The 15860-nt window shown below is 67.9% G+C and carries 14 protein-coding genes and 3 pseudogenes; 6 read left to right on the top strand and 11 right to left on the bottom strand.

The annotated features are described in order from the left end of the window. Positions 1 to 102: 102 nt before the first annotated feature. The 5 genes and pseudogenes from AB5L52_RS01060 to AB5L52_RS01040 all read right to left on the bottom strand — a co-directional run bounded on the left by AB5L52_RS01060 (position 103) and on the right by AB5L52_RS01040 (position 4494). Positions 103 to 517: pseudogene (locus AB5L52_RS01060) on the bottom strand (hypothetical protein). Between the two features lie 571 nt (positions 518 to 1088). Beyond that, positions 1089 to 2207: an alpha/beta hydrolase gene (locus AB5L52_RS01055; protein ID WP_369362273.1), complete on the bottom strand. Its 1119-nt coding sequence runs from the start codon at positions 2205 to 2207 to the stop codon at positions 1089 to 1091. A 192-nt stretch (positions 2208 to 2399) separates the two neighbouring features. Next, entirely contained in the window at positions 2400 to 2657 is a 258-nt protein-coding gene (locus AB5L52_RS01050; protein ID WP_369362272.1) for a hypothetical protein, read from the bottom strand. A gap of 476 nt (positions 2658 to 3133) precedes the next feature. Beyond that, positions 3134 to 3739, bottom strand: coding sequence for a hypothetical protein (locus tag AB5L52_RS01045; RefSeq protein ID WP_369362271.1), 606 nt, complete (start codon positions 3737 to 3739; stop codon positions 3134 to 3136). Between the two features lie 626 nt (positions 3740 to 4365). Continuing rightward, entirely contained in the window at positions 4366 to 4494 is a 129-nt protein-coding gene (locus tag AB5L52_RS01040) for a transposase (protein WP_351571568.1), read from the bottom strand. Positions 4495 to 4790: 296 nt separating this feature from the next. Here AB5L52_RS01040 and AB5L52_RS01035 point away from each other — a divergent pair, with 296 nt between their 5' ends. The 6 genes and pseudogenes from AB5L52_RS01035 (at position 4791) to AB5L52_RS01010 (ending at position 10203) form a co-directional block, all read left to right on the top strand. Then, a complete protein-coding gene (locus AB5L52_RS01035; protein WP_369362270.1) occupies positions 4791 to 6002 on the top strand; it encodes a serine hydrolase domain-containing protein in 1212 nt (403 codons plus the stop codon). 1165 nt (positions 6003 to 7167) lie between these two features. Further along, a complete protein-coding gene (locus tag AB5L52_RS01030; RefSeq protein ID WP_369362269.1) occupies positions 7168 to 7290 on the top strand; it encodes a hypothetical protein in 123 nt (40 codons plus the stop codon). 468 nt (positions 7291 to 7758) lie between these two features. Further along, positions 7759 to 8031 (top strand): annotated as a pseudogene (locus AB5L52_RS01025) (IS110 family transposase); the annotation flags it as partial. Positions 8032 to 8155: 124 nt separating this feature from the next. Then, positions 8156 to 8353 (top strand): hypothetical protein, encoded by a 198-nt coding sequence (locus tag AB5L52_RS01020; RefSeq protein ID WP_351033271.1) that lies wholly within the window; start codon positions 8156 to 8158, stop codon positions 8351 to 8353. A gap of 266 nt (positions 8354 to 8619) precedes the next feature. Then, positions 8620 to 9000 carry an ATP-binding protein gene (locus tag AB5L52_RS01015; RefSeq protein ID WP_369362268.1) on the top strand — a complete coding sequence of 127 codons (381 nt, stop codon included), beginning with the start codon at positions 8620 to 8622 and terminating at the stop codon, positions 8998 to 9000. 678 nt (positions 9001 to 9678) lie between these two features. Then, complete coding sequence (locus tag AB5L52_RS01010; protein ID WP_369362267.1) at positions 9679 to 10203, top strand: hypothetical protein; 525 nt, start codon at positions 9679 to 9681, stop codon at positions 10201 to 10203. Positions 10204 to 10445: 242 nt separating this feature from the next. Here AB5L52_RS01010 and AB5L52_RS01005 read toward each other — a convergent pair whose 3' ends face one another. From AB5L52_RS01005 to AB5L52_RS00980, 6 genes and pseudogenes are all read right to left on the bottom strand, one after another. Next, a complete protein-coding gene (locus tag AB5L52_RS01005; protein WP_351571539.1) occupies positions 10446 to 11321 on the bottom strand; it encodes a PhzF family phenazine biosynthesis isomerase in 876 nt (291 codons plus the stop codon). A gap of 128 nt (positions 11322 to 11449) precedes the next feature. Continuing rightward, positions 11450 to 11671: pseudogene (locus AB5L52_RS01000) on the bottom strand (IS5/IS1182 family transposase); the annotation flags it as partial. A gap of 701 nt (positions 11672 to 12372) precedes the next feature. Next, complete coding sequence (locus tag AB5L52_RS00995; protein ID WP_369362266.1) at positions 12373 to 13215, bottom strand: trans-aconitate 2-methyltransferase; 843 nt, start codon at positions 13213 to 13215, stop codon at positions 12373 to 12375. Then, complete coding sequence (locus AB5L52_RS00990; RefSeq protein ID WP_369362265.1) at positions 13160 to 14443, bottom strand: MAB_1171c family putative transporter; 1284 nt, start codon at positions 14441 to 14443, stop codon at positions 13160 to 13162. Before AB5L52_RS00990 ends, AB5L52_RS00995 begins: the two co-directional genes overlap by 56 nt. Before the next feature lie 5 nt (positions 14444 to 14448). Beyond that, positions 14449 to 14790, bottom strand: coding sequence for a hypothetical protein (locus AB5L52_RS00985; protein WP_369362264.1), 342 nt, complete (start codon positions 14788 to 14790; stop codon positions 14449 to 14451). 331 nt (positions 14791 to 15121) lie between these two features. Continuing rightward, complete coding sequence (locus AB5L52_RS00980; protein ID WP_369362263.1) at positions 15122 to 15643, bottom strand: helix-turn-helix domain-containing protein; 522 nt, start codon at positions 15641 to 15643, stop codon at positions 15122 to 15124. Positions 15644 to 15860 lie beyond the last annotated feature (217 nt).

The following is a 15860-nucleotide window of genomic DNA, read 5'->3' as shown; positions in this document are numbered from 1 at the left end:
GCGTCCATGTTGTCTGGCGCAAGAAGAGGTTGAGGCGGCGTCATATCGACTGTCCATCGGTCGAGGTATGCGGACGCCTCTGTGCTGTGGCACCGCTCCCGGTCACGCAGAACGGGAGCGTTGGTTGCGCACCCCTGCAGGGTCGGGGTCGGTGTGCGTCTGGCCGGCCACAATGACGTTCGGCACGGTCTCGTTGGCGTCGTCGGCTGTCCTCACCGATACGGCTCCAGCCGGGTCACGCCAGATGTTGACCCAATGCACGTCGCGGGCGCTGCGGCCCAGCCGAATGCGCAGTCCACGCAGTACGTGCAGTCCGGTCGCCAGAAGACGATCGGCTGGCCGTCGATCGCGCTGCGGCGTTGTGCCTCCAGCGCGCTGATCGACCCCGCGGAAGACCAGAGGCAAGTTCACGCCTGCGAGCAGCACAAAAACCAGCAGGAGGGCTACGGCTGCGCCGGCGGTCCCGCTGACGACCAGCCCAGCCGCGAGGACTGAGCCGCAGAGCACCAGCCGGCATCGGCACGATCCATGCGCGCGTCGCCGGGGTCTTGGAGACCGACGCTGGCCTTTGGGGGCGTCGATGGTCGGACGGCTGAATCCCAACACGCAGATCATCCACCACCACCCGGACAGTCCACCACCAAATGCCACCGATCTGGCGGCGCCGCGCCTACGGTCGAATCACTCCCGACCACACATGGAGGACGCACATGCTCAGGCCCCTCGCCATCATCCTCACCGGGCTCATCACCGCCGGGGTCCTCGCAGGAGGTGCCGCCGCCGCAGCCCCTGCGGCACACGCCTCCGTCGCGACAATGTCGGCAGCTCCGGCGGACAGCGCTCCCTGTCTTCCGGGGTATGTCCTCCTGAACCTCCCTCTCTGCGTCTAAGGAGCAGCCTCCTTGGTGGCCTCAGAGGGCGATACGCGAACTGATGCCTTGGTTTGCGGTCACCTAAGGATCTGTCCAGCAGGATCTGTCCAGCCAAAGACCGTACGGACCCCTCATCGACGGGCCGACCCCGCCTGCCGTACGACAGCCGGGGCGGGCTTGGTGGGCGAGTCGGGCGACGGACAGATGTGCCGCGGGCTAGCTGCCCTGTGCCGGTAGGGGCAGCGGTTTGGTGGGGCACGTCGTGTCGTGCGCCGGGACGGTTCTGCTCAGGAGGTAGGCATCGACGATGCCGTCGACACAGGCATTGCCGTTCTGGTACTGCCCGTGGTCGCCGCCGCCCGTGACCGTGACCAGGCGTGAGCCCCTCAGCGCCTTGTGCGCCCGCACCGCGCCTTCGTAGTACGTGGCCGGGTCGTGCACGGAGTTGAGCATCAGCGTGGGCGGCAGGCCCTTGCCGGTGACCTTGACGCGCGGTGCGTCCGACTCCGGCCAGTACACACAGGTAGCGGTGTACGCGAGCTCTCGCGCCCCGACCAGCGGGTACTTCGTCGTGTCCTTGGCGCTCTGCCGTATCCAGTAGTCGAGATCCCGATCCCACGGGGTGTCGTTGCACGTGACCGGGAAGAACGTGGCGGCGAAGCCTGGGGACAGGTAGTTGGCGAAGGTCTTCTGGACGAGTTGATGCTCGGCCTGCGTCGCCGTGTTCCAGTGTTCCAGGGCGGCAAGCACGGACGCCAGCCCGCGCCACTGCTGGTCGGCGTTGTACATTCCCTGGAGGGTGGCGTTGTCGAGTTGGTTGGGCCCGATCGTCAGCGAACCGATGGTGATCGGGTGGTCGTGGAGCGCCCTGCGGCGGGCCTCCCACGTCGACTGCGCCTCGGCGGCGGTACTCCCGTAGTGGTAGACCGAGTCGTACTTGGCGATCCACGGCAGGAAGTCCTGCCCGAATCGGCGCTGGAAACTCATCGGTTGCCCGAGTTCGGCCTGCTGCCAGGTCTGGGCGAACGGTTCATTGCTGTCCAGCACGGCGCGCTCGACGTGCTGCGGGAACTCCGTCGCGTAGTACGCGCCGAGCCAGGTGGCGTACGACGGCCCGTAGTACGAGATCTTCTGCACGCCGAGCAGCGAGCGGAACAGGTCCATGTCCCGCACTGCCTGGTCCGTGTTGAGGTACTTGACCAGGTCACCGCTGCGCTCCAGGCAGTCCTTCGCGAACTGTTTGGACCGGTCCACGACACCCTGCACTGCCGCGGGCGAGCGGTCGCGGAAGTCGCCCGCGTAGAAGGCCCGGAACTCGGCGTCGGTCTGGCACATCGCGTGCGAGCTGCTGCCGACCCCCCCGCTGATCGAAGCTGACCACGTCGTACGCGGCACCGACCGCGGGCGACGCTTTGACGAAGCCCGTGGGCCGCGTGAGCCCCGAGGCGCCCGGCCCGCCAGCGGCCATCATCAGCACCCCACGGCGCTGGGCCGGGTCGGCGGCCCGGTGCCGGGACACCTCGATGGTCAGGTCCGCGCCGGTCCCCAGGTGATGCCAGTCGCGGGCACGGCCATCGCCGCGCACTCCAGCGAAGGATCCCGGTCGCACGGCGTCCAGTCGAGCCGCTGCCCGGTATAGCGCGCGGCCGCGGACGAATTCCGGCTGTTCACACCCCCCGCCGGCGCGGCCTGCACCGTGGCCGGGGCGACGGCAGCCGCGATGGCCGTGGCCGCCACACTCGATACGGCGCCCACGAGCCATCGGGGTTTCCTGAACGTGAACATTGAACCTCCCGGCGGCTGCGCTCGGTTGCGCGGCGTCTGATGCGATGTTCAGGCCTCGGCGGTCCGCGGTCGATCCTGCTGTCGCCCAACTTCGTGGTGGTGCCAGCCCCACCACGGGCACAGCTGTCCGAGCCGGGGCTCGGCTGGGTGACGTGACGCCGGTCCAGTTGCGTCCGATCGCCAAGGCCGCCGGCCATGAAAAGAAGCAACCCCTGCGGTCCTGTGACCTGTGCGAAGTCGGTGGATACGGTGTTTTCGGGCCTGGATCCCCTGGCTGTCGAGGATGTGGTCGACGAGGGCGAGCGGATCCGCCGCCATGCGGGCAACCTCACCGACCGGGGCGTGCGCCTTTGGGGCCTGGTCGCGGTCACCGCCATCACAGCGAAGATCGCACTGCCGCCCGGCGCTGCTTGTCCCGCGGACGACGCCGTACGCGCTCGGCGCCGGCATCCCCATGCACGCGGCCTTCACCTGCCTCAAACCTCGCCAGCTCCGCACCTTCTCCGGCATGACCATCGCCAACTACCTCGCCTTTGCCGCCTGACCAAGGTGGTGAGCAGGCGCCGGTCCAGAGGGCGAGGAGTAACTGAATTTCGCGGGCGACCCGGTAGAGGCTCAGGCCAGCGCCGTCTCTTTGGGGGACCGGTGATGCGCTGGAAGGTGCAGAAGGCGTGCGCGACGGAGGCGAGGGTGACGTGGTGGTGCCAGCCTCTGAAGGTCCGGTCTCCGAAGTGGGCCAGGCCCAGGGCCTGTTTCGTCTCGCGGTAGTCGTGCTCGATGCGCCAGCGCAGTGCCGCGGTGCGCACGAGGGTGGCCAGCGCCGTGTCGGCGGGGAGGTTGGACAGCCAGAACTGGACGGGTTCGGGCTCGGTGGTGGGCCATTCGGCCAGCAGCCAGCGCACGGGCAGCTCCGGTCCGGCTGTGTTCTTGCGGATTTCGCGTCCGGTGGGCCGCAGGCGCAGGGCCGCGAACCGCGAGTACATGCCCTTGATGCCGCTGCGGCCGCTGCCCAGGCGGGAGCCTTCCCGCCACCGCACCGGCTTCGCGGCCCGCTTGCCAGCCTCGATGACCAGCTTCTTCACCGTCTGAGCCGACTCGGGGTAGGCGGGCTGAGGCCGTGGACCGCGACCACCGTGAGGCGGGGTGGGCGGCCGTGCCGCTTCCGGCTGGGCGGTGGTCGCGGTGGAGATCCCCCACCACGCAGCCCAGCTGGCGTTCTTCCCGACCCAGCCGGGAGGCTGCCGCATCACCGTAGCCGCCGTCGGCGACGACGAGCGGGACATCGATACCCACGACCTCGTCTCGTCGATCAGGCCCAGGCCAGCTGTCACTCCTCCACATGCCCGACCTCTTCGGGGATGCCGCACTTGGTGCGGTGGGCCACCTTGGCCACATCGGCCTTCGGCGAGGCGAGGGTCCCAGATCTCGGGCACAAACAGCCGCCAGTCGACGGCCGCCGCGGCGCCGTCGTAGGCCAGGTGCAGCGAGATTCAGGCCTGGCAGTTGGTGACCTTGCCCGCGGTGCCGGTGTACTGCCTGGCCAACGCAGGCCGAGGCACATTCCCCGTCCTTCAGGAAGCCGGTGCCATCGACGATCAGCGCAGTGGCTTGATTACCCACTGCATCCGCCAGGCGAGACGCGCCCGCACATGCGCCGCTTCCCAGGGGCTGGAGGTGACGCAGTGGCCCAGGGCCTGCGGCCCAGGGCCTATCGGTTGCCGTCCGTCCCCACCCACGCGGCCATCGGTTCCACTGACTTGCACCGCCCGTTCAGCAGGCCCCGCAGGTAGACCGCGCCCCACCTGCGTTGATCCGCCCGCGCGAACGGCTCGAACATCTCTGCCGCGAAGTCCTCCAGATCACACCGGACCGCGGCCAACTCCCCACCCAGAACGCCCGCTCAACGACACACCCGATCAAACGGACCCGCCACGGGCCAACGAACCTGACCAGGCACTACTAGGGACTGCCCTGGCGATCACGACGCCGGGTCGGTGGCGAGCCCCGAGGCGACGTGGGGGACGGCTCAGGGACGGCTCAGGGTTGATCCCGATACACGGCGCTCAGCCGGTTGAGCAGGATTGATCACGTCGCAAGGACCGCTCAACAGAGCCAATCTCACGGAGTGTCACCATGAAGCCGCTCGCCTGTCGTGCCGCCACCCTCGCCCTGGCTTGCGCCTCCCTCGCCGGCCTCACCGTCGGATCGGGAGCCCAGGCCTTCGCCGCGAGTGGCCCAAACTCCAGCGCCACTACGGCCTTTCCCGCGTTGAACCCGGCTGCCCTGGAGGCAGCCATCCAGACCCGGCCCTCCGACGGCGCCGCCGGTGCGATTGTCCGGGTCGGCGAGCCGGGCCAGTTGTGGAGAGGCTCCACCGTGGACAGTCAGACCGGCCGCAAGATCCCGGAGAACGCGCACTTCCACGCCGGCAGCATCTCCAAGGTCTTCGAGACCACCGTCATCCTCCAGCTCGCGGCCGAGGGACGGATCGATCTCGACCAGACCGTCCAGTACTACATGCCGGGCCTGCTCCCGGACACCTTCGCCCCGATCACCATCCGCGAGCTGGTCAACTACACCAGCGGCCTGCCGAACGTGGACGAGGGCAAGCCCGCCGAGAGCGTCGACGAGACGATCGCCAACCGATACACCTACCGGACCCTCGACGAGATCATCCAGGGCACCCTGCGCCCCGCCGACCGCCCGTGGCCCGGCCCGCATTTCGCCCCCGGCACCAAGCAGGAGTACAACTCCCTCGGCTTTCGGATCGCGGCCAAGCTCATCGAGCAGATCACCGGCAACTCCTTCAAGGAGGAGGTCACCAACCGCATCCTGGAGCCACTGCACCTCGACCAGACCTCGGTGCCCGAGGACGACCCCAAAATGCCCCACCCCTACCTGCACGGCTACATGACCGACAGTCAGGGGAGGGCGGTGGACACCAGCGAGCAGGGCGGTGACCCATCCAACATGATCTCTACTCCGGCCGACCTCGACCACTTCCTGAGCGCGCTGTTCAAGGGCCGTCTGCTGTCGGCCACGGAGCAGAACGAGCTGTTCGCCCTGCCCAAGGACAACGAGGGCAAGCTCGTCCAGTTCGTCGGCGGCACCTCCTGCAACAAGGTGGCCTGCTTCGGCGCCGGCCTGATGTCTACGCGGCTGCCGAACGGCGCCGTGCTCTGGGGCAAGACCGGCCACGACGACGGCTACGCCAATGGCATGTTCGCCACCCGCGACCTGTCCATCCGCGCTGTGTACTCGGTATCCAACCTCGGCCAGGACTTCGCCGCCCCGACCCCCCTGTCGAACCGGCTGCTGGCGGCGGTCATGACGCCCGCCGCCTAGTGTCCTGTCGATATTGACCGCCCAGCGGTCACACTCCAAAGAAGCTCACTGTTTCCGTCATGTCCGCCGGCCCGGTACACAGCTGTGGCACGTCCCCTCACTGTCCGGGCCCCGTCGTCTGGCCGACGTAGCAAAACGGCACGACCGGCGCCCCGAACGCCTCCGAGTTCAAGTCGGCGATCTTCTTGGGCCTGTCGGGTCGATTCTCGCCGGCCGCTGCAGCACCATGCTCCCCACCTGGATCGACGCTATCGACGCCAGCCAACTACCCGGCCTCACTGCCTTCGCCCTCCATCTGCTACGAGACATCGACGCCGTGACGGCCGGACTCGCCCGAATGGAACTCCGGCGGCACCGGAGGCGCCGTGAACCGCATCAAGAAGATCAAGAGGCAGTTCTATGGGCATGCCGGATTCGAACTACTCCGCAAGATGCCCCTGCTTCAGTAACGCTCCGCGACCGCTCCCCAAGATCTGTGCCAGAACCCACTACTGCTCGATAAGGCCATCGAGACCGACTCTGTCCTTCGGGGGCGTCGATGGACGGACGGCTGAATGGCAACACACAGGTCATCCATCACCACCCGGACAGTCCACCAGCAAATGCCACCGATGTGGCGGCGGCGTGTCTACGGTCGAATCATTCCCGACCACAGATGGAGGACGCACATGCTCAGGCCCCTCGCCATTACCCTCACTGGGCTCATCACCGCCGGGGTCCTCGCAGGAGGTGTCGCCGCCGCAGCCCCTGGGGCACACACTCCCGTCGCGACCAGGCCGACACCTCCGGCAGACAGCGATCTCTGTGTTCCGGGGTACATCCTCAGCCTCCCTATCTGCGTGACAGACGCTGTCGGCTAATTCGGAGTCTCTCCTGCTAGGCAAGTCGGCAAGCACGCGAGGGGCCTCCGCCCACACGCAGTGCGGCAGGAAGCCGCGCAGCGTTCCGTACCGCATCCCGTCCAGGATCGAGGACGGCCGGCCTCGCTTCAGCGTGGCGGTGATCTCCTGGGTGAGCACCGATGTGTCGAAGACCCCGATCCGGAATCCGCCGGCCAACAGGCGCGGGCGGCGGAACGCGCTGCCGTACATGACGGGTGCGTAGGTCCCTGCCGAAGCGGCTGGGTACGGCTATTCACCGGCCCGCGTCGGGTGCGGCAGATCAGATGTCCGGCGTGATCGTGTCGGTCAGCCCGCAGCTGGCGCACGAGACCTTCGTCGACGTCGGCATGGTCCAGGACCTCAGTGGCCGGGCGAGCACGTCGATGAGTCGGCCCGGCCGTGCATAGTCGGCCGGGCCGTGCGTCCGGTGGCACGTCGCACAGCGAGGCGTGGAAGAACGCCCCGGTCCCCTGGCCATGGGCGAGGACTTCGGCGAGCTCTCGTCCGGCTCGCTCCGGCATCCACTGCCCGGCCTCGTACTAGGCAAGGAGCGCCGCGTCCATCAGCACCGCGGTGGCGAGCACGATCGTCGTCACGTGCCGCTCAACGACGCCACGCCGGGAACGGCACGGCGGCCATGTCAGGAGCCGTCGCCCGCGTGCGCTGTGAGATGTGCGGGGCTCACAGAGCATTCCGCAGCTGGACTCGGTGGTCCGTGAGGTTGTGAGGCAGGGGGTGCGCGGCCGTGCTTCCGCACCGCCGTGCCCGAGGCTTGGCCCGGTCCGCCGGCTCGGAGCGCCGTTGCGGCGGTGCTGCTCGTGGTCCTGGTGGCGGTCGTCGGGTGGTGGCTGGGGTAGTGCCGTGTGGGCAGCGCGCCGGTGCCTCGCGATTCCGGCAAGATCAGCGGCAACCTCCGCCGCCCCAAGCGCTGCAGTCGGCGAATTCAACGCGTCTTCTACACCTTCGCGACGGTCAGCATCCCGCACTGCACGGAATCCCGCCCGTTCTGCGACCTCAAGCGTGCCGAAGGAAAGAGCCACGGCCAGGCCGTGCTCGCTCTCGCTCGTCGCCGCGTCGATGTCCTGTGGGCCCTCCTACGTGACGGCCGATGCTACGAGCCCACACCGCCCGCCGCCCTCGCAACTTGACGGACGACATGAGGAATCAGTTGGCGAGTCAGCAACTGATCTGGCGAGCGAGCTCAGTACCGGCTGGCGCAGCCATGGCCAGGCGTCATGGACACCGGATGGGAGCCAAGCGGCGGGTGGGACGATGAAGAGGACGATGGGGAGGGGCGTCCCATCGCCGAAGGAGGAGGAGTCCCCCGCGGGCTTGGTGCTCCCTGAGATCACCGAGTACCTGGGTCAATCCGGGCTCGTCGTCTCAGAGGACCTGAGAGAGAGTCAGCTGGGGCTCAGCACGGCGGTGCGGTCGATCGCACGGCAGGTCGAAAGCCATTTCGGCATGTGAGTGCGGCTCTGCTCGACTCCTGCAGCAGTAGACCGCCGTGCTCGTCATCGTTTGTACCCGCCGTACCCTGTGCGCCGCCGGGGGCGTTGCCACGGCGGACGGACGTCTCCAGCTGTGGACCCGGCGACGCACTGCCGCGCTCTGCTGACCTTGTACCAGCAGTTCAGCGCGGGAGACGACCGGCATGCCGGTAGCGTGGACGGGGGGCAGGCGGTGACCCGTGGGCTGCACAACCCCGCAGCCACGGCCATCCCGGCTACGACCTCGTGCACGAGCGCGCTCCCCAGAGCGGCGAAGAGGCCCGGCGCCTGGTCCGGGTGGCGTTGGCCGCATGGGGCCGGCGCCGTGTCGACCTCGACGCGGCCGAAGTCGTCGTCGCCGAACTCGTGGCGAACGCCGTGCGGCACATGGCAGGGCCCGCCCTGCGGATCATCATCGACCGGCCCGACGCCGGCCGCGTGTACGTCGCCTTCGTTGCTCGTGTCCCGCGCCGTTTGCCCGCGCTGCGCACCCCGGCCCCGGACGAGACCGACGGCCGGGGGCTCCTCCTGGTCAACGCCTACGCCCTGCGCTGTGGCTACGACATCCTCGGCGGCACCCGCCCCTGGGGCAAGCGTGTATGGGTGCTGCTGGAGACGCGCCTGTGATGCCGTGGCGCACGGACCCAGACGAGTGAGGAGACCGACCTGGAACGAAGTCTGATCGCGCTCCCGGTAAGAACGACTGCGACGAGGAGTTCGACGGCCTGCGCGACGGGATCTGAGTTCATCGTCTTTTGGCCTCCGGCCTGGGCATCGCAGCGCTGGCGGCTCGGGCTGGTGCCAGCGCTGCGATTCGACCGACCAGGTGACCATGCTGCGGCATTGCTGCCGCTCTCAGATCTGGGCTCTCATCCTGTGAGAGCGTGTTGATTCCTTTGTCAGCAGCACGACGGTTGTGGTGGGAGCCTCTCTGGTCAGCGGGCGAGCCCGATCCCCTCACGGGGCGGGGTCCCACCACGAGCCCCGCTTGTCCGTCCAGGAGCTGACCCGGTGACCGCCGGTGGGCCGGTCTCTGTCCAGGCTACGCCGTGTTCGTCGCTTGAACGGCAAACCCATGCTCATCTTGAGTGTCACTCAACATCCTGCCGCCGGCGGGGTTCTTTCGTGCCGGACCCGTGCACGTGTCGGGCCAGTGCACACGAATGGTCTCGTTCAGGAGGACGTCGCGGGCGAAGTACCCCTAGCGTCACTTATGCCCCACTCAGTACTTATGTCCCACTCGCTGACAGTCAGGAGTCGGAAGTGAACTGCATGCGCCGCTACATGGTCTGTACCACCGCAAGTATGGTGCTCACCCTCGGGGCCTTCGTGCTCGCCGCTCCGGCCCAGGCACAGACGGGCCCCGCTACTGGCGTTGCCGTCGAGGGCGTCCGCCCCGACGTCACCAACCCCGCCGGCAACGGCAACGGCTGTGGCGATAGCAACGACAAGGGCAACGGCAACGGCAGCGGCTGTGACTGTGGCGACAGCAACGGCTGTGGCTGCGACGATAGCAACGGCAACGGCAACGGCAACGGCAAGGGTAATGGCAGCGGCAACGGCTGTGGCTGTGGCGATAGCAAGGGCAACGGCAACGGTAACGGCAGTGGCAACGGTAGCGGCTGCGGCTGCGGCAACAGCCATGGGAACAGTTACGGCAACGACAGCGGCTGCGGCGAAGGCAGCGGTCACGGTCACGGTCACGGCTGCGGGTGCGGCAGCGGCAACAGCAGCAGCAACGGCCACGGGAACAGCAGCGGCAATGAGGTCTCCTTTGAGGCCAAGAACGGCCCGAAAGGCTTGCAGGGCGCGAAAGCCGAGCTGTCGTAGGGCTTGAGCCGAGTACGAGGTCAGCTCAGCGTTCGTGTTACACCACGGGATACAACCAACATCCCGAGATCGTCAGGGACTTGCAGAGAGACGTCCCTGACGACCCGAAGTCGGTAGGAGCTTGCGCGGACGGGCGTGATGGAGGACCCGGGTAGAAGAAGCCCGGGCCTGGGTTCGTGGAGTTGGGATGTTCCGTGACGACTGGGGAGACCTGTGCCTGCCCTGGCGTCATGGCTGGCGCTTCAGCTCATGCGAGTTCCCGTGCCGCTGACACGGACGCGCGGGTCACCCGAACGCAGGGTCACCGTGAGTTCGCCAGGGCGGCCCAGGTCCTCGCCCTGATGCAGGGTGAGGACGGCGTCCTCTGGGACCAGGCCGAGCTCACGGGCGTACGCACCGAACGCGGCGGCCGCAGCGCCGGTTGCCGGGTCCTCGACGACGCCGCCGACGGGGAACGGGTTACGGACATGGAAGACGGTGGCCGACTCCCGCCACACCAACTGGACCGTGATCAGCTCCAAGCGGTGCATCAGGGCTTCGAGGCGCACGAAGTCGTATGCGAGATCTGCGAGGCGTGCGCGTGTCGCCGCCCCGAGAACGAGATGGCGGGCACCTGCGAACGCGACATGGGGCGGGAAGGCCGGGTCGAGATCGGCGGTCGGCCAGCCGAGCGCGACGAGCGCCTCCGTGAGGTCGGCGTCGGCGATCTTCTCGATGTGCGGCTCGACACTGGTGAGTGTGGCGCTGAGGGTTCCGCCCTCCTCGGCCACTTCCACCGGCACGGTGCCGGCGCGCGTCGCGAACAGCAGCTCGCCGGGGCCTATCCGCTCGGCGAGCGCGACGGCGGTCGCGATGGTGGCGTGCCCGCAGAACGGCACTTCGGCCTTGGGGCTGAAGTAGCGGATGCTGTACGCCCGCCCCTCCTGGCCGCCGAGGCCCTCCGGGGGCGTGGTGAGGAACGCGGATTCCGAATATCCGAGGTCGGCGGCGATAGCGAGCATGTCGCTGTCGCTCAGGGCGGTGGCATCCAGAACGACGCCGGCGGGGTTGCCACCGTCGGGGGTGCTGGAGAAGGCGGTGTATCGCAATACCTCGGGCCGCGGGTCATTCGTCGTCATACTTGACGCAACGCGGGGCGAGCCCGCGGCTATTCCTGGACGAGAGTGGCGGCGGGGATGGGCCCGTGTGGTGAGCCGTGTATCGACACCGACTCACTCTTTCCCCTCTCGAACTGGGCAGTGTTCGTGTCGGCGAGGTCGAAGAAGGCGTCGATGAGGGTGGTGCGCCGCTCGTAGCAGCGGGCGAACCGGTGGAAGGCGTTGTGCCAGGCGCGGGTGCGTCCGACGTGCCAACGCTGACTGGACGGTATGGGCGCCCTCTCGCCTCTGTGCGCGACGCGGCCGTGGAAGCCGAGTTCGTTGGGCAGTACGCGGGTTTCGTCCGAGTCGTAGCCAGCGTCCAGGGGTATCGCACGGGCGACCTCACTGGCGAACTCGCGCAATCGGGAGTCGTGTATGCCTCAGCTTCTGGCGGCTCGTAGTCACGTTGAGTGGTCACCGGGGGCATAGCGACACCAGGTACCTCCAGTCTCTTCGGCGAGCCGGGCTGCGGTGTCGTCGTGGTAGCCGAGCATTCGGGCGATCCCGTGGCAGGGGCCCGGAGGACGAGCTGGCGGATTGCCGCTGTGCGCCCTGGCCGGGTCGGGAAGCCCAGGCGGGGAGCTGAGGTGCCAAGGGCTTTCGAAGTCATGGGCTGTCTGCCCCGGCGGCCGGGGAAGAGACATTGGGCCTCGGGTTGGTCGCGGTCACAGTGTTCGGCCGCTGTCCCAGGTAGTCCAGCAGCACTCCGTCGAACGAGGCCGGAACGGGCGACGGCGGGTCGCCGAGCAGGACAAGGCTCTGCCGTTCTCATGCTGAACGCCGTCGGTGCTGAGCCTGGTGATCCGCGTGAGCGGCTGTGCGTAGAGACGGACAAGCGCGGCGGCCACGCGGTCCTGGAGGGGGACATCGCCGCGGTTCACGAGCCGTCGTAGCAGCGCGAGCCGTTGGCGCTGCGCGATCGGCGCGGAGTTGCTCGTCGACCGGCGCGGGACGATGACGGCGGGCATGCGATGGGACCGCATGGCCCAGCGGAGGAAGGCATGAGTGAGGCGCCGGGCGGTGTGACCGCCTATGCGTGGTGGGCGAGGTTGTCCCGGAGCGTCACCGGTTTCGGGGTGTCCGACGGGCGGCGGCCCCATGCGGAGATGGTCATTTGAGGGATGTCGATGAACGCGGGGTCCTTCAGGAATTCGTCGAATTCGGTGAGGTCTGTGTCGGTGATGAGGCCGCGGGCCAGAAGTGTGGGGGCCGCCTGGTGGATGAGCGGGCGCCAGCGGTCCTTTTCGAGTCCGCCCATGCGGCCGAGATTTGCGGCATAGGCCACCTCGGTCAGCGCGTTGCGGGCGAGGAGGCCGGGCAGGCTGCGAGCCCAGGTCATGTCGGCGCCGTTTTGTCGGTAAGTGTGCTGATAGGCGGTGAGGATGCGTTGGATCAGGGGGTAGGGGGAGGTGGCGGCCGGCAGGTCGTAGGGCTCTTCGATCACGAGCCAGCCGCCGGGGGAGAGCCAGCCTGCGGCCCGTGCGACCAATTCGTCTCGGCCGGGGAGGTGGCAGAACAGGTAGCGGGCGTGGATGAGGTCGAAGGTGCCGGGCGCGTGGTCCTCACGTGTGATGTCGGCTTCCTGGATCTGCAGATTGGTGGCCCGGCCGGCGTCGAGGTGGCGGGTGTCGAGGTCGACGGCGACCACGCGTCCGTCCGGGCAGCGGTCGGTGAGCCAGTAGGCGATGGAGCCGGCGCCTGCGCCCAGTTCCAGGCAGCTCCAGGACGTTTGTATGGGAAGGGCGTCGAGGATGTTGGTGGTGAACGTGTCGACGCTGCGTTGGATGGACTCCAGGCGGTCACGCTCGTGGGGGGCGTCATTGCTCAGTATGCCGGTGCTGTAGGAGCGGGCGGGGGCGGGCTGCTGTGTCATGGGTGTCCCCTGTTCGTGGGAGCGGGTGGGTTGGCCGGGGCACGGTGGTGACTGGGGTCCGGCGTCGCGGGACCGGACGAGGCGGGCGGCGGGGTGAAGGAGCGTACGGCGAAGAGTGTGCGGGTTCGCAGGACGGCGAGCAGGAAGTCGGTCTCGCTGCGGAGGCTGTCGCGGTCTGCGGTGACGAGCGGGTTGGGTCGGGGGTGGCTGCGGCTGCCTTGGCCTGGAGAGCCGTGTGCAGCCAGCACGCGGTGAACGCCGGCTCGGTCTGTTCTTCGGGCAGGGCCTGGTAGGTGACGTGGCGTCGGGCGTGCTGCATCGTCTCGGGCGTGACGTAGTCCTGGGGGATGAGCAGGGCGTCGCGGATCTCGATGACCTGGCGGTAGAGCCGGAGGCGGATCGTGTGCGGACTGCCGAGCATGGCGCGGATCCTGGTGCGCGGTGTGTCCAGGGCGACATGGGGGACGGCGTCGACGAGGTCGCGCCACAGCGGGTGCAGGCGCCACATGGCCTTTGCGTCGCAGGCTGTGCGGTAGGCGGTGAGAGCGAGTGGCAGGCCGACCCCAGCGGTCATCAGCCAGGCTGTGAGGCCGACGTTGTCGGGGAACAACGCGCCCAGCCAGGCAGGGCGGGTGACGAGGTAAGCCAGTGCGACGCACCAGAACACACAGGATGAGCTGAAGCCGGCGGCGAGCAGGAGAAGGCCGGCGCGCAGCGGCCGGTCGTCGCGGGCCTGGCGGCCGTAGCGCACGCACAGCACGGCGCAGGGGATCGTGCCCACGAGGTGGGCGGCGACGAGCAGCCACCAGAAGGGGCTGTACCAGGGGACGGCCTCGGAAGTGACACAGCCGGCATACGGGTCAGCCGTGTAGTTGAGCACGATCAGTCCAGCGATCGTCACGATCATCGGGCCGTAGACCAGCCAGGGACGGCGCCGGGACATGGCCGCAAGCACGAAGTCGAGGATGAGGGCCGAGCTGAGGACACCCCACGCGTTCATGAATAGGCCGCAGCTCTGGGCGAAGGTGAAGGTGCGGTCCAGGACGGCCGTGACAGGGTCGAGATAGACCGTGATCGACCCCGCGATGCCGATCACGGCGATCAACAACATCTTCTGCTGGTGAGAACGGCGAGCCGAGGGCACCCGGAGGAAGATCACCAGCCATAGGGCCGACGCGCCCAGGAGTTCCGCGTCGGACCCCAGCTCGTGAAGGCTTCGTAAGTCCATGGCTCCTACCTGCGGATCCCGAGGGCGGCTTCGAGTGTGCCGCGCACCCCAGCCGACGGCGACGGGGCGCGCATACCTGCGGTGGCGTGGATCAGGCTTGCCACGAGCTCGGCTTCCTGCTCCTGCCCGGTCGTGTAGTTGGTACGGGCCAGGAGGCGCCTGATCAGGTCGGGGCTGATGCCTGGCAGCAGCGTGGTGAGCGCGCGCAGGGTCTCTTGGTCACTGATCCGGTGATCCCACAGGATGTGCGCGACCTCGTGGAGAATGATGTGTTCCTGATGGAACTTGGTCGTCTTCTCTTCGACATAGATGGTGTCTGGGTACCGCTGGCGATCCACAGCCCGCATGCGTTGATGGCAGCGCCGATCGGCAGGGTGTAGATGCGGATCGGTCGGCCTCGCTGCACCGACAGGCCGTGGAGGAGAGCGTCGATGGAGAAGGGGCTTGGGAGATCGAGCGCACTGACCAGCGCCTCGCACCGTTTGCGAACCTTCCGTGTAGTCATGGTGTCGCCCTATTTTTCGACTGGACACCGATGGAAGCCGAAGCCATGAACGTGGCAGATCGCCACACTCCTCGGCCCTTTGCGGGACTGAGCCTGGCTGCGGTTGCCCGACCGGTTCGGCAGCAGCCTGCCTGGAGGAAACACGCCATGGGATGTGGGATGTGGTGTCGGTGTCACGTGTACGTGGGGGGTTGGGGACTGGACGCATGCCGCTCCTCACCGCTGGTCGGCAGCACACCATGCAGCGAATCACGGGCTTGGGCCGCAGCGTCGATGATCCCGGCGAGGAGCTGTGCGACCTGGGCGGTGGTCGTGGCGACAGGCGCCGCATGCGACGTCCGCAAGGCGAGGCCCTGAGCCTTGCTTTCCTGCAACTCCTTGATGAATTCCAGCTCTTTGTTGACCTGCTGGAAGACTTGGTCGTCGAGGAAGTACGCGCACCGCTGGATGCCGAGGCTGTGAGCCACCTTCACCAGGGTCTCGATGGTGAGGTTGGCGCCCTCGGCGGACTCGACGGACGCCAAGGTGCGCTTGGAGACCCCGGCGAGATCCGCGAGTCTGGCCAGACTGAACGGTCCTTCGGGGTGGTTCCGGCGGATGTGGCGAAGCCGTGCGGCGATGGCGGCCTTCGTCGCATGGACGTGGTCATCGAGGGTCCGCGGCGCGGACGTATCGGCTGCGTGCTGCTCCTCCATTGCCCACCTCCTTGATGCATCATATGGCCCAAAGGGGCAGCATGATGCAGCCGGGTGTGCCAGGGGCCTATGGTCTCCGGTGTGCAGAGCCAGGGCTCACGGGAGGGTGATCGCACATGCTGGCGCACCATCAGCAGTTTGTGCACCTAAGGTTTCTGACCTTGCTCTACGCTCTCGCGAGACCGTGCTGCGCAGGTCAGGGGCACTCCGGCTGCTG

The organism is Streptomyces sp. CG4, assembly GCF_041080655.1.
In the GTDB taxonomy this organism is placed as follows: domain Bacteria; phylum Actinomycetota; class Actinomycetes; order Streptomycetales; family Streptomycetaceae; genus Streptomyces.
This window is presented reverse-complemented; position numbering and strand designations above follow the sequence as displayed.